The organism is Pseudomonas sp. PL-6 (assembly GCF_054110165.1).
Window position 1 is genome coordinate 3,149,293 of record NZ_CM134189.1, and the last position, 22,775, is coordinate 3,172,067.

The 22,775-nt window shown below is 66.2% G+C and carries 22 protein-coding genes; 10 read left to right on the plus strand and 12 right to left on the minus strand.

Going from position 1 to position 22,775, the window contains the following annotated elements:
- Positions 1 to 112: 112 nt before the first annotated feature.
- On the plus strand, positions 113 to 1,771 hold the full coding sequence (locus tag ACW9UL_RS13300) for a nitrite/sulfite reductase (protein WP_021443928.1): 1,659 nt from the start codon (positions 113 to 115) through the stop codon (positions 1,769 to 1,771).
- Complete coding sequence (locus tag ACW9UL_RS13305; protein WP_021443929.1) at positions 1,755 to 2,252, plus strand: DUF934 domain-containing protein; 498 nt, start codon at positions 1,755 to 1,757, stop codon at positions 2,250 to 2,252. The genes ACW9UL_RS13300 and ACW9UL_RS13305 overlap by 17 nt, the downstream gene beginning before the upstream one ends.
- Positions 2,253 to 2,388: 136 nt before the next feature.
- Here the strand turns inward: ACW9UL_RS13305 and ACW9UL_RS13310 are convergent, their stop codons facing one another.
- On the minus strand, positions 2,389 to 2,973 hold the full coding sequence (locus ACW9UL_RS13310; RefSeq protein WP_021443930.1) for a TetR/AcrR family transcriptional regulator: 585 nt from the start codon (positions 2,971 to 2,973) through the stop codon (positions 2,389 to 2,391).
- A gap of 104 nt (positions 2,974 to 3,077) precedes the next feature.
- On the opposite strand from ACW9UL_RS13310, the gene ACW9UL_RS13315 reads away from it, so the two are divergent.
- On the plus strand, positions 3,078 to 3,515 hold the full coding sequence (locus tag ACW9UL_RS13315; protein ID WP_021443931.1) for a hotdog fold domain-containing protein: 438 nt from the start codon (positions 3,078 to 3,080) through the stop codon (positions 3,513 to 3,515).
- A 33-nt stretch (positions 3,516 to 3,548) separates the two neighbouring features.
- Here the strand turns inward: ACW9UL_RS13315 and ACW9UL_RS13320 are convergent, their stop codons facing one another.
- Positions 3,549 to 4,538, minus strand: a complete 990-nt coding sequence (locus ACW9UL_RS13320) for a YhdH/YhfP family quinone oxidoreductase (RefSeq protein ID WP_457787308.1) — start codon at positions 4,536 to 4,538, stop codon at positions 3,549 to 3,551.
- Between the two features lie 36 nt (positions 4,539 to 4,574).
- The gene (sohB, locus tag ACW9UL_RS13325; RefSeq protein WP_457787309.1) at positions 4,575 to 5,594 is read right to left on the minus strand and encodes a protease SohB; all 1,020 of its coding nucleotides are present in this window, start codon (positions 5,592 to 5,594) and stop codon (positions 4,575 to 4,577) included.
- A 199-nt stretch (positions 5,595 to 5,793) separates the two neighbouring features.
- Here sohB and ACW9UL_RS13330 point away from each other — a divergent pair, with 199 nt between their 5' ends.
- From ACW9UL_RS13330 to ACW9UL_RS13345, 4 genes are all read left to right on the plus strand, one after another.
- The gene (locus ACW9UL_RS13330; RefSeq protein WP_021443934.1) at positions 5,794 to 6,492 is read left to right on the plus strand and encodes a histidine phosphatase family protein; all 699 of its coding nucleotides are present in this window, start codon (positions 5,794 to 5,796) and stop codon (positions 6,490 to 6,492) included.
- A 57-nt stretch (positions 6,493 to 6,549) separates the two neighbouring features.
- Complete coding sequence (locus ACW9UL_RS13335) at positions 6,550 to 6,861, plus strand: SCP2 sterol-binding domain-containing protein (RefSeq protein ID WP_003239871.1); 312 nt, start codon at positions 6,550 to 6,552, stop codon at positions 6,859 to 6,861.
- A 207-nt stretch (positions 6,862 to 7,068) separates the two neighbouring features.
- On the plus strand, positions 7,069 to 8,136 hold the full coding sequence (locus tag ACW9UL_RS13340) for a phosphotransferase family protein (RefSeq protein WP_457787310.1): 1,068 nt from the start codon (positions 7,069 to 7,071) through the stop codon (positions 8,134 to 8,136).
- Between the two features lie 16 nt (positions 8,137 to 8,152).
- Positions 8,153 to 8,920, plus strand: coding sequence for an SDR family oxidoreductase (locus tag ACW9UL_RS13345; protein ID WP_122107971.1), 768 nt, complete (start codon positions 8,153 to 8,155; stop codon positions 8,918 to 8,920).
- 120 nt (positions 8,921 to 9,040) lie between these two features.
- On the opposite strand, the gene ACW9UL_RS13350 is transcribed toward ACW9UL_RS13345, so the two are convergent.
- Positions 9,041 to 9,688: a hypothetical protein gene (locus tag ACW9UL_RS13350; protein ID WP_021443937.1), complete on the minus strand. Its 648-nt coding sequence runs from the start codon at positions 9,686 to 9,688 to the stop codon at positions 9,041 to 9,043.
- Between the two features lie 101 nt (positions 9,689 to 9,789).
- Here ACW9UL_RS13350 and ACW9UL_RS13355 point away from each other — a divergent pair, with 101 nt between their 5' ends.
- Positions 9,790 to 10,569 (plus strand): TSUP family transporter, encoded by a 780-nt coding sequence (locus ACW9UL_RS13355; protein WP_021443938.1) that lies wholly within the window; start codon positions 9,790 to 9,792, stop codon positions 10,567 to 10,569.
- A 91-nt stretch (positions 10,570 to 10,660) separates the two neighbouring features.
- On the opposite strand, the gene nudC is transcribed toward ACW9UL_RS13355, so the two are convergent.
- The 7 genes from nudC to ACW9UL_RS13390 form a co-directional block, all read right to left on the minus strand.
- Entirely contained in the window at positions 10,661 to 11,485 is an 825-nt protein-coding gene (gene nudC, locus ACW9UL_RS13360) for an NAD(+) diphosphatase (RefSeq protein WP_122107973.1), read from the minus strand.
- Positions 11,485 to 13,164: a FimL-related protein gene (locus ACW9UL_RS13365; protein ID WP_457787311.1), complete on the minus strand. Its 1,680-nt coding sequence runs from the start codon at positions 13,162 to 13,164 to the stop codon at positions 11,485 to 11,487. The genes nudC and ACW9UL_RS13365 overlap by 1 nt, the downstream gene beginning before the upstream one ends.
- 46 nt (positions 13,165 to 13,210) lie before the next feature.
- Positions 13,211 to 14,023, minus strand: coding sequence for a crotonase/enoyl-CoA hydratase family protein (locus tag ACW9UL_RS13370; RefSeq protein WP_457787312.1), 813 nt, complete (start codon positions 14,021 to 14,023; stop codon positions 13,211 to 13,213).
- 200 nt (positions 14,024 to 14,223) lie between these two features.
- Positions 14,224 to 16,467: a lysine-specific pyridoxal 5'-phosphate-dependent carboxylase LdcA gene (ldcA, locus tag ACW9UL_RS13375; RefSeq protein WP_397484834.1), complete on the minus strand. Its 2,244-nt coding sequence runs from the start codon at positions 16,465 to 16,467 to the stop codon at positions 14,224 to 14,226.
- 121 nt (positions 16,468 to 16,588) lie between these two features.
- Positions 16,589 to 17,326, minus strand: a complete 738-nt coding sequence (gene dnaQ, locus ACW9UL_RS13380; protein WP_397486226.1) for a DNA polymerase III subunit epsilon — start codon at positions 17,324 to 17,326, stop codon at positions 16,589 to 16,591.
- 83 nt (positions 17,327 to 17,409) lie between these two features.
- A complete protein-coding gene (rnhA, locus tag ACW9UL_RS13385) occupies positions 17,410 to 17,862 on the minus strand; it encodes a ribonuclease HI (RefSeq protein ID WP_021443944.1) in 453 nt (150 codons plus the stop codon).
- 51 nt (positions 17,863 to 17,913) lie between these two features.
- A complete protein-coding gene (locus tag ACW9UL_RS13390; protein ID WP_457787313.1) occupies positions 17,914 to 18,672 on the minus strand; it encodes a methyltransferase domain-containing protein in 759 nt (252 codons plus the stop codon).
- A 72-nt stretch (positions 18,673 to 18,744) separates the two neighbouring features.
- On the opposite strand from ACW9UL_RS13390, the gene gloB reads away from it, so the two are divergent.
- Both gloB and ACW9UL_RS13400 read left to right on the plus strand, forming a co-directional pair.
- Entirely contained in the window at positions 18,745 to 19,518 is a 774-nt protein-coding gene (gene gloB / locus ACW9UL_RS13395; RefSeq protein WP_457787314.1) for a hydroxyacylglutathione hydrolase, read from the plus strand.
- A 248-nt stretch (positions 19,519 to 19,766) separates the two neighbouring features.
- Positions 19,767 to 21,332 (plus strand): lytic transglycosylase domain-containing protein, encoded by a 1,566-nt coding sequence (locus ACW9UL_RS13400; RefSeq protein WP_457787315.1) that lies wholly within the window; start codon positions 19,767 to 19,769, stop codon positions 21,330 to 21,332.
- Here ACW9UL_RS13400 and ACW9UL_RS13405 read toward each other — a convergent pair whose 3' ends face one another.
- Positions 21,333 to 22,754, minus strand: coding sequence for an HDOD domain-containing protein (locus ACW9UL_RS13405; RefSeq protein WP_457787316.1), 1,422 nt, complete (start codon positions 22,752 to 22,754; stop codon positions 21,333 to 21,335). It lies immediately after the preceding gene.
- Positions 22,755 to 22,775: the final 21 nt, after the last annotated feature.

The window sequence follows — 22,775 nt, forward strand, 5'->3', positions numbered from 1 at the left end:
CTCAAACATCACTTTTACGCATAAAGCTGAGCTGGTATCGTGCCCCGGCTCCGTGGGGAGTGCGCGGCCGTGCGCGCTGATTGGCAGTAGTAGCCTGACAACAGGACCCTTCATGTACGTATATGACCAGTACGATCAGAAGATCGTCGAGGATCGCGTCAAGCAGTTCCGCGATCAAACCCGCCGCTACCTCTCCGGAGAGCTGAGCGGCGAGGAATTCCGCCCGCTGCGCCTGCAGAACGGTCTGTATATCCAGCGTTTCGCGCCCATGCTGCGCATCGCCGTGCCCTACGGCCTGATGTCCTCGGCACAGGTGCGCATGATGGCCAAGATCGCTCGCGACTACGACAAGGGTTACGCGCACATCAGCACCCGGCAGAACGTGCAGTTCAACTGGCCGGACCTGGAAGACGTGCCGGAGATTCTCGCCGAGCTGGCCACCGTGCAGATGCACGCGATCCAGACCAGCGGCAACTGCATCCGCAACACCACCACCGATCAGTTCGCCGGCGTGGCCAAGGACGAGATCGTCGATCCGCGCCCCTGGTGCGAGATCATCCGCCAGTGGTCGACCTTCCACCCCGAGTTCAGCCACCTGCCGCGCAAGTTCAAGATTGCGGTCAACGGCGCCGTCAGCGACCGCGCCGCCATCGAGGTGCATGACATCGGCCTAGAAGCGGTGAAGAACGCAGCCGGCGAGCTGGGCTTCCGCGTTTCCGTCGGCGGCGGCCTGGGCCGCACCCCGATCGTCGGCAGCTTCATCAACGAATTCCTGCCCTGGCAGCACCTGATCAGCTATCTCGACGCCATCCTGCGCGTGTACAACCGCTACGGCCGTCGCGACAACAAGTACAAGGCGCGCATCAAGATCCTGGTCAAGGCGCTGACCCCCGAGGTATTCGCCGAGCGGGTGAACGCCGAATGGGCGCACCTCAAGGATGGCCCGAGCACCCTGACCGACGCCGAAGTGGCGCGCGTTGCCGGCCACTTCGTCGACCCGGCCTATCAGGCCCTGAACGACGAAGACGCCCTGCTCGCCCAGCAGGACGCCGAGCACCCGGGCTTCGCCCGCTGGCGCCAGCGCAACACCTTCGCCCACAAGAAGCCCGGCTACGTCGCCGTGACCCTGTCGCTCAAGCCCACCGGCACCGCGCCAGGCGACGTCACCGACAAGCAGCTCGATGCCATCGCCGACCTCGCCGATCGCTACGCCTTCGGTGAAGTGCGCAACAGCCACAACCAGAACATCATCCTCGCCGACGTCGAGCAGCGTCAGCTGCTGACCCTGTGGGGCGAGCTGCGCGAGCAAGGCTTCGCCACGCCGAACGTGGGCCTGCTGACCGACATCATCTGCTGCCCGGGTGGCGATTTCTGCTCGCTGGCCAACGCCAAGTCGATCCCGGTGGCCGAAGCCATTCAGCGCCGCTTCGACGACCTGGACTACCTGTTCGACATCGGCGACATCGACCTGAACATCTCCGGCTGCATGAATGCCTGCGGTCACCACCACGTCGGCCATATCGGCATCCTCGGCGTGGACAAGAAAGGCCAGGAGTTCTACCAGGTCTCGCTGGGTGGCAGCGCCGGTCGCGAAGCCAGCCTGGCGCAGATTCTCGGCCCCTCCTTCGCTCAGGACGACATGCCGGACGTGATCGACAAGATCATCAAGGTCTACGTCGAGCAACGCACCGAAGAAGAAAGCTTCCTCGATACCTACCGCCGCATCGGTATCGACCCGTTCAAGGAGCGCGTCTATGCAGCGAATCATTAAGAACGGCCAGGTAATCGACGAAACCTGGCACCTGCTGGCCAAGGACGTGACCCTCGACGCCATCCCCAACTGCGACGACATCATCGTCCCACTGGCGCTGTGGCGCGAGCACGCCCATGCGCTGAAGGCCCGCGATGGCGGCCTGGGCGTGTGGCTGGAAGCCGGCGACGAAGTCGAGGAAATCGCCGACGATCTCGCGCATTTCCAGGTGATCGCCCTGGACTTCCCGGCCTTCACCGACGGTCGCCATTCCTCCAGCGCCTACCTGCTGCGTACTCGCTACGGCTACACAGGCGAAGTGCGCGCCATCGGCGACGTGCTGCGCGACCAGCTGTTCGCCCTGCGCCGCGTCGGCTTCGATGCCTTCGCCCTGCGCGCGGACAAGGACCCGTACGACGCGCTCAAGGCCTTCGAGGACTACAGCGAGGTCTACCAGGCCTCGGCCGACCAGCCACAACCGCTGTTCCGCCGCCGCGCCTGATCGCCGCCGCTTGTACGCAAAAGCCCCGCTATTGGCGGGGCTTTTGCGTTGATGTGGCGCAGCTGCACTCCGTGAATGCGCGACGGCGCACCCCGAATTTCGGCCGGCCTACCAGCAAGATCCTGCTTCCCTGCACCTAGGAACTCGCCCGCACCGACTCCCAGGCGATCTGCGCCAGGAGTTCGCGACAGGCCCCCAGCTCGCTCTGGCTACGGCCGGCCAACCAGTTGCGGGCCAGATCCTGGCTCGGGCCGATCACCACCGCGGCGAAGCAGTCGTCGGCCATGGCCCTGAACAGCCCCTGCTGGCGGTACTCGGCCAGTGCCGCGAGAATCCGCGCGAAGTGCAAGCGATTGGCCTCGCGCAGCGCCTCGCCCATTTCCCCTGCCTCGACCCGACCGCGACTGTGCAGGATGAAGCGCGCCCAGTCCGGATTGGCCACCACCCAATCGATATAGCTGGTCACCAGCAGCTTGACGCAGGCCTCGGCGCTGCCTGCCTTGGCGAAGCCGTGCTCGAGCCGTTCGGCGTACTGCGCGGTGCCGGCCAGGTACAAGGCACCGATGATGCGCTCCTTGTTGCCGAAGTGGTGATACAGGCTGCCGATGCTGGCGCCGGAACGGTCGCGGATCATCTCGATGGTGGTGGCATCGACGCCCTGCTCGGTGAAACAGGCCAGCGCGGCCTGGAGAATCTCGTCTTTACGCGATGGACGGGCCATGCCACCCCCTGATGACTAGAATATTTTTCTAGAGTTATTTTCTAACGCTCGTATACTGCCCCGGCGCGCGCTCATCTTCAATCGCAAACCCGCAGGAGACAGTCATGAGTCAGATGTTGCAGATGTTCCAGCAAGCCGGCCCGGCGCAGTTCAGCGCACTGATCGGCCAGGTCGCCCCCTACTTCGCCAGCATCGCCCCGCAGATGGTCGAGCTGCGCCCCGGCTATGCCGAGCTGACCTTCCCCAAGCGTCGCGAGGTGCTCAACCATATCGGCACGGTGCACGCCATCGCCCTGTGCAACGCCGCCGAGCTGGCCGCCGGCAGCATGACCGACGCCTCGATCCCGGCCGGCTGTCGCTGGATTCCCAAGGGCATGACGGTGGAGTACCTGGCCAAGGCCGACGGCGATATCCGCGCCGTGGCCGACGGCAGCGCGCTGGACTGGAGCCAGCTCGGCGACATCAAGGTACCGGTGCTGGCCTATGTCGGCGACAAGCCGGTGTTTCGCGCGGAAATCACCATGTACGTCAGCCGGGCGTGAAACGCAGAGGCCCGTCGTCGACGGGCCTCTCGCTCAATCCAGCCTCACCAGCACGCGGCCGACCATGCCGCCAGCGAGTATCCGCTCGATGGCCGCCGGCAACTCTTGCAGGGCGACTTCCTGGCACAACGCCGAGAGATCGAGCTTCCACTGCAGCGACAGCTTGTCCCACATCGACGCCTTGACCACCAGCGGCAGCTCCACCGAATCCACGCCAAGCAGGTTGACCCCGCGCAGGATGAACGGCAGCACGCTGGCCTGGAAGCCGACGCCGGCGGTCAGCCCGCAGCACGCCACGCTGCCGCTATGACGCAGGGACTTGACCACATTGAACAGGATGTCGCCGCCCACGGTGTCCACCGCCGTCGCCCAGCGCTCCTTGAGCAATGGCCGTTCGACGCCCTGCTGCAGCTCTTCGCGGCTGACGATCTCGTCGGCGCCGAGACCACGCAGGAATTCGCCCTGCTCGGCCTTGCCGGTGGCTGCCGCGACCCGGTAGCCCAGCGCCTTCAACAGCACCACGGCGATACTGCCGACCCCGCCGGTGGCGCCGGTAACCAGCGCAGTGCCGGCCTCGGGGGTGACGCCGGCCTGCTCCAGCTTGTCCACGCACAGCGCGGCGGTGAGGCCGGCGGTGCCGAGGATCATCGCCTCGCGCAGGGACAGGCCCTGCGGACGCTTGATCGCCCAGGCTGCCGGTACGCGAATGTACTGGCCGAAACCGCCGGCGGTGTTCATGCCCAGGTCGTAACCGGTGACTATCACCTCGTCGCCGGGGGCGAACTCGGCGACGGCGGACGCCTCCACCACGCCGGCAGCGTCGATGCCCGGCGTATGCGGATAGGCTTTGGTGACGCCACGGTTGCCGCTGGCCGACAGCGCGTCCTTGTAATTGAGCGAGGAATAGCGCACGCGGATCAGCAGCTCGCCAGCGGGCAGCTCCTCGATCCGCCGCGCCACCACCTGGCGTTGAAAACCGCCATCGGCGCCTTCGCTGACCAGCAAGGCCTTGAATTCAGTCATCACCTTCTCCTCTTGTCGTTGTTCGGTGGCGCGCTCTTACCAGAAGCGCTGCTGATTGAGTCTGCTCAGCCAGGTCAGCACGAAGCGGTCCAGGGCCATGCTGGCAGCCAGCCCCACGCGCTCCTGCAGGCTCTTCTTGTGGGCGAAATGCAGGTGGAACAGCTCGGCCTCGGCAGCGCGCTCGGCCAGGTATTGGTCGCTGGTCTTCAGTTCGTCCACCAGCAGGCGCTCCTGGGCGGACAGGCCCAGCCAGACCTCGCCGGTGGCGATGGCGTCGATATCCAGTTGCGGGCGGTAACGGGCGACGAAGCCCTTGAACAGCTCGTGGGTGGTTTCCAGGTCTTCCTGGAACTTCTCCCGGCCTTTTTCGGTGTTCTCGCCGAACACGGTCAGGGTGCGCTTGTACTCGCCGGCGGTGAGCACCTCGAAATCGATGTCGTGCTTCTTCAGCAGGCGATGCACGTTGGGCAGCTGTGCCACCACGCCGATGGAACCGAGGATGGCGAACGGCGCGGCGAGAATCTTCTGGCCGATGCAGGCCATCATGTAGCCGCCGCTGGCCGCCACCTTGTCGACGCAGACGGTGAGCGGGATGCCAGCCTCGCGAATGCGCACCAGCTGCGAGGAAGCCAGGCCATAGCTGTGCACCATGCCGCCGCCGCTTTCCAGGCGCAGCACCACCTCGTCCGAGGCCTTGGCCAGCGACAGCAGCGCGGTCACCTCATGGCGCAGGTGATCGGTGGCCGAGGCCTTGATATCGCCGTCGAAGTCCAGCACGAACACCCGCGGCTTGCTCGGCGGATGTTTCTTCTCCTGCTTGGCCGCCTTGGCCTCGGCCTTGCGCGCGGCCTTGAGCTGGTCCTTGTGCAGCACGCTGTGCTCCAGGCGCTCGCGCAGATCCTTGTAGAAGTCGTTGAGCTTGTGCACCTGCAACTGGCCGCTGCTGCGCCGGCCCTTGCCGCGCGTAGCGGCGACCGCCGTCAGCACCAGGACGATGGCGACCACCAGGGTCAGGGTTTTCGCCAGAAAGCCGACGTACTCGCTAAGAAACTCCACAGATCCCCCTTGGACAATGCGGCGGCGCCGAGGCGCGCAAAGGCTCAAGCATACCGGCGCCATCGGCCGACGGCCAAGCGCGACGAAGGTCGACGGGCACCGCACAGCGGATTCAAACAAGCGTATGTTTTTTCGTTGACAGCCCCCGAGCTTCCTCATACCCTCGCGGAACTTTCAACGCGCCGGGACCGAAACGGACGTGGGCAGCATTTACCTGATTCGACATGGCCAGGCCTCATTCGGCGCGGACGACTACGATGTCCTGTCTGCCACCGGCGTGCGCCAGGCCGAAGTATTGGGCGAGCACCTGAATCAGCTCGGCATCGTCTTCGATCGTTGCGTCAGCGGCAGCCTGCGCCGCCAGCAGCATACCGCCAATGCCGCGTTGCAGCGCATGAGCGACGCCCCGCCGCTGGACATCGACGCGGCCTTCAACGAGTTCGACGCCGACGCAGTGATCCGCGCCCTGCTCCCCGGCATCCTGCCCGAAGAACCCGAGGCCCTGCATATCCTGCGTAACGGCGCGCAGAACCGTGCCGAGTTCCAGCGCCTGTTCTCCAAGTTGATTGCCCGCTGGGTTTGCGGCGAGTACGAGCAGCCCGGTCTGCAGAGCTGGCAGGCCTACGTCGAGCAGGTCGAAGGCGGCCTGACCCGCATCCTCGAGCAGGCCCGGAGCAAACAGAACATCGCCGTGTTCACCTCCGGCGGCACCATCACCGCCCTGCTCCGGCTGATCACCGGCGTACCGGCGGACAAGGCCTTCGAACTGAATTGGCAAATCGTCAACACCTCGCTCAGCCAGCTGAAGTTCCGCGGCCGCGAGGTGAGTCTGGCTTCCTTCAACAGCCATGTGCATCTGCAGCTGCTGAAGGCGCCGGAGCTCATCACCTACCGATGAGTTTTGGCCCACTGCGGCCGCGAGGCTGCGCGAAAAACCTGAAAAAAGGATAAGACCATGAGCGTTGCTGACATCGTCCAAACCATGCAATCCAAGTTCAACGCCAGCGCCGCTGCCGGCCTGGATCTGGTGTTCCAGTTCAATATCGAAGACGGCGAGAACTACGCGCTGATCGTCAAGGACGGCACCTGCGCCGTCGAGCAAGGCGACAACCCGAACGCCAACGTGACCCTGATCATGGACAGCGAAACCCTCAAGGGCATCACCAGCGGCGAAACCGACGGCATGCAGGCCTTCATGGCCGGCAAGCTGCGCGCCGAAGGCGACATGATGCTGGCGATGAAGCTGGGCGAACTGTTCCCGGTCTAAGCGTCCAGGCTGACCGTGACACAGACGAAACCGGAGTCCTTGGGCTCCGGTTTTTTTATGCGCAGCCGCCGCCTGCGGGCGAATCAGGCAGCTTGATTGTGGTGCAACACGCCCGCCTATAACGGCGCGTATTGCTTGTGACGGTTCGGGTGCAGCATTAGATTAGCCAATTATCTAGGGCACCCATCATAAGTAGAAGGGATAAGCATGGCGCTCACCGACCAATCCACCCGCATCCGCGCAGGCGAAGAACTCGACGCCGCCGTCATCGACGCCTATCTCAAGGCCCATATTCCCGGCCTGAGCGGCGCAGCGAAGATCAGCCAGTTCCCCGGCGGCGCCTCGAACCTGACCTACCTGATCGAGTACCCGCAGCAGGAGTTCGTCCTGCGCCGCCCGCCATTCGGCCACAAGGCCAAGTCGGCGCACGACATGGGCCGCGAGTACCGCATCCTCAACCAGCTCAATGCCGGTTTCCCCTACTGCCCCAAGGCCTACGTGCACTGCACCGACGAGTCGGTGATCGGCGCCGAGTTCTACGTGATGGAACGGGTCAAGGGCATCATCCTGCGCTCGGAGATGCCGGCCGAGCTGAACTTCTCGCCCGAGCAGACCCGCGCCCTGTGCAAGAGCTTTATCGACAAGCTGGTCGAGCTGCACAACGTCGACTACAACGCCTGCGGCCTCGGCGACCTGGGCAAGCCGGAAGGCTATGTGGAGCGCCAGATCGGCGGCTGGATCAGTCGTTACGAGAAGGCCCTGACCCCCGATGCGCCCACCTGGGAGCCGGTCAAGGCCTGGCTGCGCGACAAGATGCCGGCCGACCACCACAAGCCGGGCATCGTGCACAACGACTACCGCTTCGACAACGTCATCCTCGATCCGAACAACCCGATGCAGATCATCGGCGTGCTCGACTGGGAAATGACCACCATCGGCGACCCGCTGATGGACCTGGGCAACACCCTGGCCTACTGGATCGAGGCCGACGACCCGGCGCCGGTGCAACTGATGCGCCGCCAGCCGAGCAACGCCCCCGGCATGCTCACCCGCCAGCAGTTCGTCGACTATTACGCCGAGCAGGCCGGCATCGAGATCAAGAGCTTCGACTTCTATTACACCTACGGCCTGTTCCGCCTGGCCGGCATCGTCCAGCAGATCTACTACCGCTTCTACCATGGCCAGACCCTGGACAAGCGTTTCGCCCAGTTCATTCAGATGAACAAGCTGCTGGAGCAGATGAGCCTGCAGGTCATCGGCAAATCCACTCTCTAACCCCGGGGTAATCACAATGTCCAAGACCCAACTGTTCGACCTCGACGGCAAGATCGCCTTCGTTTCCGGCGCCAGCCGCGGCATCGGCGAGGCCATCGCCAAGCTGCTGGCCCAGCAAGGCGCGCACGTGATCGTCTCCAGCCGCAAGCTCGAGGGCTGCCAGGCCGTGGCCGACGCCATCGTGGCCGATGGCGGCAAGGCCACCGCCATCGCCTGCCACATCGGCGAGATGGAGCAGATCGCCAGCGTCTTCGCGCAGATCAAGGAGCAGTTCGGCCGTCTCGACATCCTGGTCAACAACGCCGCCACCAACCCGCAGTTCTGCAACGTGCTGGATACCGACCTCGGCGCCTTCCAGAAGACCGTGGACGTGAATATCCGCGGCTACTACTTCATGTCCATCGAAGGCGGCAAGCTGATGAAGGCGGGCGGCGGCGGCTCGATCATCAACGTCGCCTCGATCAACGGCGTCTCGCCCGGCGAGTTCCAGGGCATCTACTCGGTGACCAAGGCCGCGGTGATCAGCATGACCAAGGTGTTCGCCAAGGAGTGCGCGCAGTTCGGCATCCGCTGCAACGCCCTGCTGCCTGGCCTGACCGACACCAAGTTCGCCTCGGCACTGACCAAGAACGACGCCATTCTCAACATGGCGCTGCAGCGTATTCCGCTCAAGCGCGTGGCCGACCCCAGCGAGATGGCCGGCGCGGTGCTGTACCTGGCCAGCGCAGCGTCCAGCTACACCACCGGCGTGGCGCTCAACGTGGACGGTGGCTTCCTCTCCTGAGGTCAAGCGGCATAAACGACGAAGGCACCCTAGGGTGCCTTTTTGCTTTGTAGGATATTTCGCTCTCCTCTCCCGCCCTTCGGACACCCTCCGGGTCGCCAAATGGCCGCAAAGCGGCCGCTACCAATCCTTCAGCGCCGCTTCGGCTGCCGGATTCATCGGCTCGGCCAGCAGCCCGGTCGGCGTCAGGCTGACGCTGTACACCGCATCGGCGGCGATCGGCAGGTAGGTCACGCGCAATGCCTGCGGGTCGAACAGCAGCAGGTCGCGCTGGCTCAGGCGCAGCCAGCGCCACAGGTCGACGCCGTAGGGACTCTCGGCCAGCTGCACGCGACCGTGCTGGGCCAGGGCCTGCTGTTCGATGGCAAGAAAGCGTCCGGACAAACGCTCGAAACGGTAGCCGGGCTCCAGGCCGATCAGCTCGGCCAGGCCCTTCCAGCGGATCAGCCGGCCATCGAGCTGCCACAGATCACCCTCCAGGATCAGCGTGCGCTCGCGGCCACCTTCCAGCAGGCTGACGCGGTAACGCTGCGGGCCGTCGGCCTTGAAACTGAGCGTCGCCAGCGGCTTACCCTGCGGCAACGGCGCGTAGCTGTAGAGGTCGTAGGCGACCAGGCCGACCAGGCCGGCCAGGGCGAGGAACGCCAGGCCGCAGGTGCCGCGCAGCCAGCCGAGAAACCAGCCGCTATTGAGCAGAATGCGCAGCGCCACCAGCAGTGCCAGCACCGCCAGCAGCGCCACCGCCCAGGCCAACCCGTCGTATTGCATCTATTGCGTTCCTTCCGCCGGAAAATCCCGGCATTATGCGCAGCTCGCCGGACGCCGAACAGTCGGCAGGCTGCGCACTCGCCCACAAGTCGACACTTTATATGCCCTTCGCTCTCGAACTCGCCATCGATCCCAGCACCCTGGCCATCCTGGCGCTGGTCGCCTTCATCGCCGGTTTCATCGACGCCATCGCCGGCGGCGGCGGCCTGCTGACCATTCCCGCGCTGCTCACCGCCGGGCTGCCGCCGCACCTGGTGCTGGGCACCAACAAGCTGTGCGCCACCTTCGGCTCGGGCACCGCGGCGCTGACCTTCTACCGGCGCAAGCTGTTCGATCCCGGACAATGGCGCGGGGCGCTGCTGGCCACGCTGATCGGCGCCCTGCTCGGCGCGCTGATCGCCCACTGGCTGCCGGCCGAATGGCTCAACCAGATGCTGCCGGCGGTGGTGTTCGCCTGCGGCCTGTACCTGCTGTTCGGTCGCACGCCCGAAGCGCCGAGCGAGCAGAACCTACCCATCGCCCGCGGCCGCCAGTGGCCGCAAGGTCTTGGCCTGGGCTTCTACGACGGCGTCGCCGGCCCCGGCACCGGTGCCTTCTGGACCGTCAGCAGCCTGCTGCTCTACCCGCTCGACCTGGTTCGCGCCAGCGGCGTGGCACGTACCATGAACTTCGTCAGCAACGCCGCGGCGCTGGCGGTGTTCATCGCCTTCGGGCAGGTGGCCTGGGTGCTGGGACTGAGCATGGGCGCGGCGTTGATGGTCGGAGCCTTCCTCGGTGCGCGCACGGCGATCAAGGGCGGCTCGAAGTTCATCCGCCCGGTGTTCATCCTGGTGGTGCTGGCGCTGACCGCGCGCCTGGCCTGGCAGCACTGGTTTGGCTAGCTCCGACGGGCCATCCGGGATCTTGTAGGAGCGGCTTGAGCCGCGAAAAGGTAACCGAGGTTCGCGGCCGAAGCCGCTCCTACAAGGGGTCTTACGCTGGCAGCACAGGCTCGGGCAAACCCAATCGGCGTGCCACGTAGAGATCGATCAGGTGGCGGGCGATGGAGCGCGACGCCGGCAGCGGCGGCAGGTCGTCGACGCGGAACCAGCGGGCATCCTCGATCTCGTCCGCCTGCATGACGATCTCGCCGCCGGCGTACTCGGCGTGAAAGCCGAGCATCAGCGAATGCGGGAAGGGCCAGCCCTGGCTGCCGATGTACTGCAGGTTGCGCACCTCGACGCCAACCTCCTCGCGCACCTCGCGCGCCACGCAATGTTCCACCGACTCGCCCGGCTCGACGAAGCCGGCCAGGGTGCTGTAGACCCCGGCGACGAAACGCGGCGAACGGGCCAGAAGGATTTCGTCGCCGCGACTGACCAGCACGATCATGCTCGGCGAGATGCGCGGATAGTGTTGCGACTCGCAGGCGTCGCAGCGCATCGCCCGCTCGCCGGGTAGCTGGCGGGTCGGCGCGCCGCAACTGCCGCAGAAACGATGCTCGGCATACCAGGTGCCGATCTGCGCGGCGTAGGCGAGCATGCGGAAGGTCTCGGCCTCGCCCTGCAGCATGAACTGGCGCAGGCTCTGCCAGCTGGCGCCGTCCAGCTGGGTGGAGGGCGTAACCTGCAGCAGGTAGACGGCATCCTCGCCGAAATGGCCTATGCCCTGCTCGGCGAGAATGTCCAGCTCCTGGCGCTTGATCCAGTCGCGGGGAAACAGCACGCCGTTGGCGTCGGCGAGAAACTGCTGCCGGCAGTACAGCAGCGCCCAACCGCCGGGCTGGGCGGGGTCGAGAAAGGCGTTGCGCCAGACCATCAGGCCGCCACCGGCATTCCCAGGGCCTTGACGCTCTCCTCGGCCAGGTCGAGTACGCTGGGCTGGGTTTCCGGACGCAGCACGGCGCCGGCTTCCAGGTAGTACTCCAGGCTGCTCAGGGCGTCGGCCAGGGTTTCCAGCATCTGCTCGGAGGGCATCTGCCCGGACTCGAGCATGCGCGTCTGGATATAGTCGGCGCAGGCGCCGACCAGGGTCGCCGCACGGCGCTGCTCGAGGAACCACAGGCCACCACGCACCGCCTGCAGGCTGAACGGCACGTTGGCCAGGTGCATCCTGTCGCCGCCGGCTTCCAGGTAGGCGGTGATCGCCCGCTTGGCCAGGGCCAGGCCGGCCTGAGCCTCATCGACCACGACGATGCGCGCCTCGTTGAGCTGGTGGCTGGCGAAGGAATCAGCCTCGCTGCCCGGCTCGGCCGGGGTCGGTCGCGTGTCGCGGCTTTCGCCGCGTTCCAGACTGGCGACCATGCCTTCGACGTAGAGCACCGCATCGGCCAGCTTGTGCAACTGCGCAGGCGCCGGCGGCGTGGCATCGCTCCAGGCGGCGACCAGTGGCAACTGGGCGCCGAGGGCGTTGCCGGCGGAGGTCAGGCCGACCATGCCCAGGGTCTTGGCCAGCTTGCCGAGCAGGGCGTGCAGCGTGCCCAGGGTCTCGCTCTGCAGGGTGCCGCGCTCCATCAGGTCGAGCATGTCCTTGACGCTGGCCAGCTCCTCGCGAATGGCGGTGGACAGCGAACGCATCACCGCCTTGCCGGGGCCGGCCAGGCGCTGGTACTCGGCTTCCAGCAGGTGGTCGGTGAACGGCAGCGGGGTCAGGCCGAACACCTGGCGCATGGCACTGGCATGCGGGCCGTGACTGTCGGCCAGGGCCACCAGGTACAGCAATTCCTTGAGCAGGCTGCGCGGCGCCTCGTACTGCGGGTTGCCCAGCATCAGCTTGAGTTCGCGATCCAGGCGCGAGAACAGCTGCTTGCGCGACTTGCGCGGCAGCAGCTGGCCGTCGCTCTGCGCCTCAATGGCGGCGGCGCCGATCCAGCACATGCGCCCGCGCGGCTCGTTGGCGAACAGGCTGTCCAGGCGGCCCATGGCGCGCACCATCAGCTTGAGGCTGGCCTGTGGGTTCTGCTCGCGGATAAAGCCGAGCAAGCCCACCTGGTACATATGGCGCAGGCGCTTGCCTTCGGCCAGCTTGGCCGCGCCGTCGAGTGCCAGGCTGGCGCTGTGCGGTCGGGCCTGGTCGAGGCGCACGCTGAAGAAGAAGCTTTCCGGCAGCGGCTGCTGGGCGCCGGCCTGGCGCAGGTCGTTGATCGCCGGCAGCAGCAGCTCGGGCATTTCCTGGCGATGGGCGTCGACGTTTTCCAGGTAGCGGCGCAGCACGTGCAGCGCGTTGCTCAGCGCCGCCAGCTGCACGTCGCGCTCCTCGCCGGCGCCGGCGGGGATGTCGGTGGCCTGGTCCAGCACTTCCTGAGCCAGCAGCTCGGCGCCGGCCAGCTCGATCAATTTGAGCGTGCCGCGCACCTGCTGCAGGCTCTCCACCGCCTGCTGCAACAGGCTGCCGTTGTGCCGTTCGGCGATGAAGTGCTCGAGGCTCTGCTCGGCCTCTTCCATGGTGACGAACAGTTCGTCGCGCACCAGGCTCAGGGATGTGGCTCCACTCACCATGCTCTGGGCACCTCGCGGCTCGCTGCGGACAACAGTGGATACGACATCAGTCGGCGAACTCCGGTTTCTGCTTGCTCATGTGCGCGGTCATGGCCAGGCGCAGGTCTTCGGACTGCAGCATGGCCGCGTTCCAGGTGGCGATGTACTCGAGGCCATCGTCGACCCGGTGGTCGCGCATGTAGCGAATCATTTCCTTGGTGCCGCGCACCGCCACCGGCGACTTAGCCGCGATCTCGCCGGCGATCTGCAGCACCCCGGCGAGCAGCGCCTCCTGGCTCTCGTAGGTGCGGTTGACCAGACCGATGCGCTGGGCCTCGGCGCCGTCGATGCTGCGCCCGGTGAACGCCAGCTCGCGCATCATGCCGTCGCCGATGATCCGCGGCAGGCGCTGCAGGGTGCCGACGTCAGCGGCCATGCCCATGTCGATTTCCTTGATCGAGAATTGCGCGTCGAGCGTCGCATAGCGCATGTCGCAAGCGCTGATCAGGTCGATGGCGCCGCCCAGGCAGTAACCCTGGATGGCCGCCAGCACCGGCTTGCGGCAGTTGTCGACGGCGTTGAAGGAAGCCTGCAGGTCGAGGATCACCCGGCGCAGCGCTTCGGCGTTACGCCCGACGTCCTTACCCAGCCGGGCACCGACCGAGGCCAGCAGCATCAGATCGATACCGGAGGAGAAATGCTTGCCTGCGCCGGACAGCACCACCACGCGCACCGCATCGGTGGCATCGATCCAGCGGAAGATCTCGATGATCTCGCGCCAGAAGTCGGCGTTCATGGCATTGACCTTGTCCGGACGGTTGATCTGCACATGGGCGATCTTGTCCGCCAGTTCGACGCGAAAGGCTTGGTAGTCGGACACGGCAGTCATCCTCAGCCGCTGCTCGGCAGCGCACGCAATTATTTTGTGATTAAAACCGAGCAACTATAACAAGCACGACATAAAAGTCGATGCTTGCCGCTGTGACGCAGGGCACGCCCCGGAGGTTAAGAACTGCATTGACTATCGTGAATAAGGGATTGATCTGCCGAGGGTCTCGTTCCCCCGGCAGAGCGCCAAGCTCACTCCGTCAGGCAGTCGACGCAGTACTGGCCAGCCTCGGTCTGCAGACCGTGTACGTCGATATCGAAGCCCGGGAAGGCCTGATCGAAGGTGCGGGCGAAGGCCAGGTAGTCGAGGATCGAACGGCTCGCCGCGGTGAAGCGCTCGCCGGGCATGATCAGCGGGATACCTGGCGGATAGGGCACCAGCATCACCGCGGCGATGCGCCCCTCCAGCCGCTCGATCGGCACCGCCTCAACCGCGCCGCGCACCAGGCGGTCGTAGGCCTCGGCCGGCTTGATCGCCACTTCCGGCAGCGCCGTGTACATGCTCTTCAGCGCCTTGGCCGTGGCGTTGTCGCGGTAGCAGCCGTGCAACGCGTCGCACAGATCGCGCAGGCCCATGCCCTGGTAGCGCCCCGCGCCGGCCTGGGCGATGGACGGCAGCACCTGGGTCAGCGGCAGGTTGGCGTCGTAGCTGCGCTTGAACTCCAGCAGCTCGGTCAGCAGGGTGCTCCACTTGCCCTTGGTGATACCCATGGAGAACAGCACCAGGAAGGAATACAGACCGGTCTTCTCCACCACCAGGCCGCGCTCCCAGAGGAACTTGCTGACCACCGCCGCGGGGATGCCTTGCTCCTCCAGCTTGCCGGCGGCATTGAGCCCGGGCATCACCAGGGTCACCTTGATCGGATCGAGCAGCACGTAGTCCTCGGCCACTTCCCCGAAACCATGCCAGTCGGCATCCGGCTGCAACACCCAGTCGGCGGTGGCCAGGCTATCGGCACCGTCAGCCGCCGCCGGCTGCCAGATGCTGAACCACCAGTCATCGGCGCCGAGATTGCGCCGCACATTGGCCAGGGCGCGGCGGAAGCTCAGCGCCTCGTCGAAGGTTTCCTGGATCAGCGAGCGCCCGGCCGGGCCCTCCATCATCGCCGAGGCCACGTCCAGCGAGGCGATGATGCCGTACTGCGGCGAGGTGGAGATGTGCATCATGAAGGCTTCGTTGAAGCGGTCGCGGTCCAGCTGGCGCTGCCCGCCGTCCTGCACGTGGATCATCGAAGCCTGGCTGAAGGCTGCCAGCAGCTTGTGCGTGGAGTGGGTGGAAAACACCAGCGGCGAGTGCTCGTCGCAGCGGGTGCCCATGCCATAGCGCCCGGCGTAAAACTCGTGGAAGGCGGCGTAGGCGTACCAGGCCTCGTCGAAGTGCAGCACCTCCACCGAATCGCCCAGGGCCTGCTTGACCATCTCGGCGTTGTAGCACAGACCGTCGTAGGTGGAGTTGGTCACCACCGCCAGCTTGACCTTGGGCGCGCGGCCCTTGGCCAGCGGGCTGGCGTCGATCTTGGCCTGGATCGATTCCCTGCTGAACTCACTCAGGGGGATAGGCCCGATGATGCCCAGCTCGTTGCGCTCCGGGCACAGGTACAGCGGGATGGCGCCGGTCATGATGATCGAATGCAGGATCGACTTGTGGCAGTTGCGGTCGACCAGCACCAGGTCGTCGCGACCGACCATCGAGTGCCAGACGATCTTGTTCGCCGTCGAGGTGCCGTTGATCACGAAGAAGGTGTGGTCGGCGCCGAAGTTGCGCGCGGCGCGGGCCTCGGCCTCGGCCAGCGGCCCTGTGTGGTCGAGCAGCGAGCCCAGCTCCGGCACCGACACGGACAAGTCCGAGCGCAGGGTGTTCTCGCCGAAGAACTGGTGGAAGGCCTGGCCCACCGGGCTCTTGCGGTAGGCCACGCCGCCGCCGTGGCCGGGCGTGTGCCAGGAATAGTTCGATTGCGCGGTGTGCTGCACCAGCGCCTTGAAGAACGGCGGCAGCAGGCCGTCGAGGTAATTGTGCGCGGCGCGCGCCACCTGGCGGGCGAGGAAGGACACGGTGTCCTCATATAGGTAGAGGATGCCGCGCAGGTGGTTGAGATCGGCCATGGCCTCGGCCGGCGCGTTCTCGATGGTCACCTGTTCGCCGAGGGCGAAGATCGGCAGCTGCGGCGCGCGCACGCGGGCGATACGAATCAGCTCGACCATGTCCTGCAGCAGGCGCTGGTTCTCCCCCGCGCCCTCGGCGGCCACCAGGATGCAGGCCAGGCCGTGGTGGGTGGAGGCGACGATGCGCCCCTCGGCGGCGCTGGCCGTGGGCAGGATGCTGAAGCCGTCCTGCGTCAGCTCCTGGGCGATGGCGCGCACGCGATCACCGGCGACGGTATCGGCCTTGATATCGCGGTGGACGATGAGGACGGGGAATTTGAGGTCTTTGTACATTGTGACGTCCTGAAGGCTGGCAGGTCCGACCTGCCCATCGCCTCAGGGTAGAGGCTCGCCCGAACGGGCGGAACCCCCCATGCGTCACGCTATACGAAAAGGTCGCAATTGCGCTGTTGGCTTATTCCGGCGCCTGTTCCAGCTGCGCCCACAGGGCCGGCCCACCGGCGGATTTCTCGATGGCCGCCAGCCGCGCCAGGTGCGCGGCCAGCTCGTCCTGGCTGGCGCGGATCACCCGGGTGCGCGGCCGCGCGGCGTCCAGACGGCGGATCGGACTGGCCTGCTGGCGACCGCTGCCATCGCCGTCACCACCTTCGCCGGCCAGCGACAGGTTGGTCTGCCCGCCGGTCATCGCCAGATAAACGTCGGCGAGGATCTCCGAGTCGAGCAAGGCGCCGTGCAGTTCACGGTTGGAGTTGTCCACGCCGTAGCGCTTGCACAGCGCATCCAGGCTGTTGCGCTGCCCCGGATGACGCTCGCGCGCCATCATCAGGGTGTCGAGCACGGTGCAGTAGTCGCTGACGTCGGCGCGCTCGCTCTGCCCCAGCAGGGCGAACTCGTTGTTGATGAAGCCGACGTCGAACGCCGCGTTGTGGATGATCAGCTGGGCGCCCTTGATGAATTCGTAGAACTCATCGGCCACGTCCTTGAACCGCGGCTTGTCGGCGACGTATTCGTTGGTGATGCCGTGAACCGCGATGGCGCCTTCGTCGATCTCGCGATCCGGATTGAGGTAGACGTGAAAATGCCGCCCGGTCAGGCGCCGGCCGAGCAGCTCGACGCAGCCGATCTCGATGATGCGGTGCCCCTCGGCGACCGGCATACCCGTGGTTTCGGTGTCCAGCACCACGTAGCGGATGACACTGTTATCGCTTGTCACGTCTCGTCTCTCTCATCGATCGCTTGCCGCACGCGGCCAGTGCGGCATCTTAACCCAGCGACTCAGCGCGCCGCGCGCACCTCGTCGACGCCGCGGTTGGCCAACTGGTCGGCACGCTCGTTGCCGGGATGACCGGTGTGGCCGCGCACCCATTGCCAGCTGACCTGGTGGCGGTTGACCTCCTCATCCAGCTTCTGCCAGAGGTCGGCATTCTTCACCGGCTCCTTGGCAGCGGTTTTCCAGCCGCGTTTCTTCCAGTTCGGCAGCCATTCCTGGATGCCCTTCATCACGTACTGCGAGTCGGTCACCAGCTTGACCGAGCAGGGCCGGGTCAGAGCAACCAGCCCGGCAATTGCCGCCATCAGTTCCATGCGATTGTTGGTGGTACTGGGATCACCGCCCCAGAGTTCCTTTTCCGCCCCCCGGTAGACCAGTAGAGCGCCCCAGCCGCCGGGGCCGGGGTTGCCCTTGCAGGCGCCATCGGTATAGATCACGACTTGATCGGTTTCAGACATTGTTCCCAGGCCTACGAAAATCGCCGCGCGCAGGCACTTCTCGTAGAGCGCCTAACGTTCGGCATTGCGCCGGCTGACCTTGGCCACCGGCATCGGCAGCAGCTTGCCCATGGGCTCGCGGCGTGCCGGACGCAGCGGGCGCAAGCCGACCACCAGCTTGCGCGCCACCAATAGATAGAAGCCGGCACCCGGCAACTGCCAGGCCTCGCCCCATTGCTCCAGTCGGCTCAGGCGCGCTTGCCAGGCCGCTGCAGCGAGCGGCGGACGATAGCACCCGAAGCGGCGTTTCTCCAGCGCGAAGCCGAGCAGGGTCAACCAGTCGCCGACCCGATTGGGCGAGATGCAGCGTGCGCGCTTGAGTCCGTCGCCGGCGAACAGGCTGCAGGCGCCCCAGCTGCTCCAGGGGTTGATGCCGAGAATCAGCAGATGGCCGCCCGGCCGCACGCTGCGCGCCGCCTCGCGCAGCAGGCCGTGCGGCGACAGGCTGAAATCCAGGCCGTGCTGCAGCACCACCACGTCGGCGGCGTGCTCGCTGAGCGGCCAGGCCTGCTCCTCGCAGACGATCTGCACCCCCGGCAGCGGCGCCCCGAGGCGCACGTTGCACTGGATCTGCCCGACATCCGGCGGCGGCTCGGCCCCCGGGCCATAGCTGACCAGGTAACCGCCGAAGAATTTCGCCAGCTCCTCCTCCAGCAGGCGCCGCTCCTCGCCCAGCAGCAACTGGCCGAGCGGCCCGGCCAGCCAGTCACGGGCCTCGCCGATCAGCTTGAGCCAGTCGGGGTCGGCCTGGGCGAATGCCTGATCGCTCATCGGATTCCTCTCATGACAGTCGTCGTGCATGGGGACTAAGATGCACCTTTATTAGCAGCTTAGCGACCCGCAATGATCCGCATCGACGCCCTGCCCGCCTTCACCGACAACTACCTCTGGTTGCTGCAGGATGCCGCCAGCCAGCGCTGCGCCGTGGTCGACCCGGGCGATGCGGCGCCGGTGCTGGCCTGGCTGGCGGCCCATCCGGGCTGGCAGCTCAGCGACATCCTGGTCACCCATCATCATTTCGACCATGTCGGCGGCATCGAAGGGCTCAAGGCCGCCACCGGCGCCCGCGTGCTCGGCCCGGCAGACGAAAACATCCCGGGACGGGACCTGGGCCTGAGCGACAACGACAGCATCGAGGTGCTCGGCCTGAAGTTTCGGATCATCGCCGTGCCCGGTCATACCCTCGGTCATATCGCCTATTACCAGGCCGAGCAGCACCTGCTGTTCTGCGGCGACACCCTGTTCGCCGGCGGCTGCGGGCGCCTGTTCGAGGGCACGCCGCAGCAGATGCACGAATCGCTCGGGCGCCTGGCGGCGCTGCCCGGCGCCACCCAGGTGTATTGCACCCATGAGTACACCCTGAGCAACCTGCGCTTCGCCCAGGCGGTGGAGCCGGACAATCCGCAGATCGCCGCCCGTCTGGCCGAGGTCAGCCGCTGGCGCGAGGCCGGGCGCATCAGCCTGCCCTCGAACATCGCCCTGGAGCTGGCCAGCAACCCCTTCCTGCGCACTGCCGAGGCTGCGGTGATCGGCGCCGCCGAACGGCGCGACGGCCGGACCCTTGCCGAGCCAAGCGCCGTGTTCGCCAGCCTGCGCGCCTGGAAAGACCGGTTCTAAAAGCACGACGGGCGCGCAAGAAAACGCCTGGAGCGTTTTTTGACGTCGCTCTGCGACGGCCCGAAGAGTGGCCGCCCGGGATGGCGGGCCACCAACCATTGCCGGGAGCAGTTTTTGACGTCGCTGGCGATGGCCCGGCAGGCTGACCGACAGGGATGCCGGTCACAAAAGACTGGTGAAAACTTGACCAGTCCAGGCTCGATTCCTAGAATCGCCCGACCTTTTCGCCGGGAATACCACCTCGACCAATGCCTTTATCACCACGCAAGTCCTTGAATTTAAAGGCATTGGCACAAAGCACTCAGGTGCTCGTGGTGATGTGCTGCATGACCCTGGCCGGCTGTCAGAGCCTGGCCCCGTCCGCTCCGGCCGACGCCGACACCTCGCGCGCCGTCGGCCTGGAGCGGGAGCCGGAGTGGCTCAGCAGCCAGGTCAAGCCTCGCGAATACGCCGACATCTGGGAGCGCATGCGCGACGGTTTCAAGCTGCAGGACGAGATCGGCATCAACCCGCGCATCGAACGCCTGCGCCTGTGGTACGCCAGCAACCCCAAGCACGTCGATACCGTCAGCGAACGCAGCGCCCCCTATATCCACTACATCGTCGAACGCCTGGCCGAGCGCGACATGCCCATGGAGCTGGCACTGCTGCCGGTGATCGAGAGCGCCTACGACCCGCAGGCCTACTCCTCCGCCCACGCCGTCGGCCTGTGGCAGTTCATCCCCTCCACCGGCCGTCACTACAACCTGCGCCAGACCAGTTGGTACGACGGCCGCCGCGACGTCACCGCCTCGACCCAGGCTGCGCTCAACTACCTGAGCCGCCTGCACGAGATGTTCAACGGCGACTGGCTGCTCGCCCTGGCCGCCTACAACGCCGGCGAAGGCCGCATCAGCCGGGCCATCGAGCGCAACGAGAAACTCGGCCTGCCCAGCGACTACTGGAACCTGGCGCTGCCCAAGGAAACCGAAGACTACGTGCCCAAGCTGCTGGCCCTGTCGCAGGTGATCCTCACCCCGGAGGCCTACGGCGTGAGCCTGTCGCCGGTGGCCAACGAGCCCTATTTCGAACAGGTGGCGATCAAGCAGCACATGGACCTGTCGCGTGTCGCCCGCCTGGCCGACCTCGACGAGGAGGAGCTGCTGCAGCTCAACCCCGCCTACAAGCGCGGCGTCACCCTCGACGGCCCGCAGCACCTGCTGGTGCCGACGGACAAGGCGGAGATGCTCAGCGCCAACCTGGCCCTGATGAAACCGCAGGAGCTGGTCGCCTGGCAGAGCTACACCGTGCGCGCCGGCGACAGCCTGCACGGCATCGCCAACCGCCATCACCTGACGGTGAACACGCTCAAGGACGTCAACCGCCTCAGTGGCAACAACCTGCGTATCGGCCAGGTGCTGACCATTCCCGGCAAGCCCGGCGCGCAGCCGAGCGAACCGCTGTACCAGCGCAGCACGGCACAGGCGCCGGCAGCGCGCAGCTATCAGGTGAAAGACGGCGACAACCTGTGGCAGATCGCCCGCGCCCACCAGGTCTCGGTGCACGACCTGCAGCGCTGGAACAAGCTGCGAGGCAACCAGTTGAAGGTCGGCCAGCGCCTCAGCCTGGCGCCTGCCGACACGGGCAGCCAGGTCGCCAGCAACACGCGCAGCAGCACCTCGCGCGACAAGGCCACCTACTACCGGGTGCAGAAAGGCGACTCGCTGTACGTCATCGCCAAGCGCTTCAAGATCGACCTCAAGCGCCTGCAGGCCTGGAACCCGCGCAGCAGCAGCCTGCGCCCGGGACAGATGCTGACCCTCTATCTGCCCTGATCAGCGCCGGCTCAAGGCCTCCAGACAACGCCCGGTCAGCTGGGTGAAACGCTGGAAGGCGACGAACTGCTCGTGGCGCAGCGCACGCCCGGACAGCCGGCTGTCGGCGTAGAGCACGCCGATCTCGCGCGTCCCCGCAATGATCGGCGCGATGAAGAACATCCCCGCTCCCAGGCTGCGGCGGATCGGCTGGGTGACCAGCTCGGCCAGGTTGTAGCTGGCCGGCACGCCCATCCAGATCGCCTCGCGATGACGCAGGGCATAGCTGAAGACATGCGGCTGTTCCACCTGCTCGGCCGGCAGGACGAAATCCTTCAACCACTGCTCGGTCTTGTCGCCGATCACCCGCTTGGCGCGGAAACAGCTCTGCTCGTCGGCCAGCACCGCCAGCATCACCCGCTCCAAGCCGGCGCCGCGATGCAGGCCCTTGAGCAGGGTGTCGAGGATCAGGCCGACGTCGCCGCGCTTGCTCACCATCAGGCCGAGATCCTGCAAGGCCTGCTGCAGCGCCAGCAGATCCGGCTGCAACAGGCGCGCCTTGCGCTCCTCCTGCTGCAGGCGGATCTGTTCGGGGTCGGTATTGGGAATCAGTCGGCACAGCTTGCTGGCGCCGAAGGTGGAGGCCACCTTGACCGCCTCCTCGGCGCTGGCCAGCACCTGCTGCAGGGCATCCTCCGGGCTGAGGTCGACGAAGGCGGCCATCTTCGCCAGCACCGCCTCCATTTCCGGCGAATCCCAGCCGTGCAGCGCCGCCTCGCTGATGCGCACGCCCAGTTGCACCGCGTAGGCCGCCGGGTCGTGCTGGTTGGCGCCGGCATGCGCCAGGCTGACGGTTTCGCCCAGGTTCCAGCTTTTCACCAGGCCCTGGGTCAACTGCCGGAAACTGGTGCCGAGCACCTCGCGCACCGCCTCGTCCACCTCCACCCCGGGCTGGGCCAGGGCGGCGGCCAGCTCGTCGGCTTGTTCGCCGCCGCAGCCCCAGAACGCCAGTTCGCCCAGGTGGTGGAGCAAGGCGGCGATGAACACTTCCTCGGCATGCTTGGAGAGCACGTACCCGGCGATGTTGCGCGCCTGCACCGCGGCGTGGAAGGAGCGCGCCAGCAGCTCCTGCAGCTGCTCGCGCGGAGCGCGGGTGAGCAGACCGTCGATCAGGCTGACCGACAGGCCGATCAGCCGCACGTTGTCGAAACCGATCAGCACGATGGCCCGCGAGATGGTCTTGATGGCCTCCTGCGAGGGGTTGTAATAGACGCTGTTGCCGACCCGCAGCACCTTGGAGGTCAGCGCCGCGTCGCGCAGCAGCACGTCGGCCAATTGCTGCACCGAGGCCGAATCCTGCTGCGCCAGGCGCTGCAAATCCTGCACCACGGCGGCCAGCGCGGGCAGTTCGGCTTGGTTCAAGCGATCGATCCATGACTGCAAACCATGGCTACGTTCTGGCAA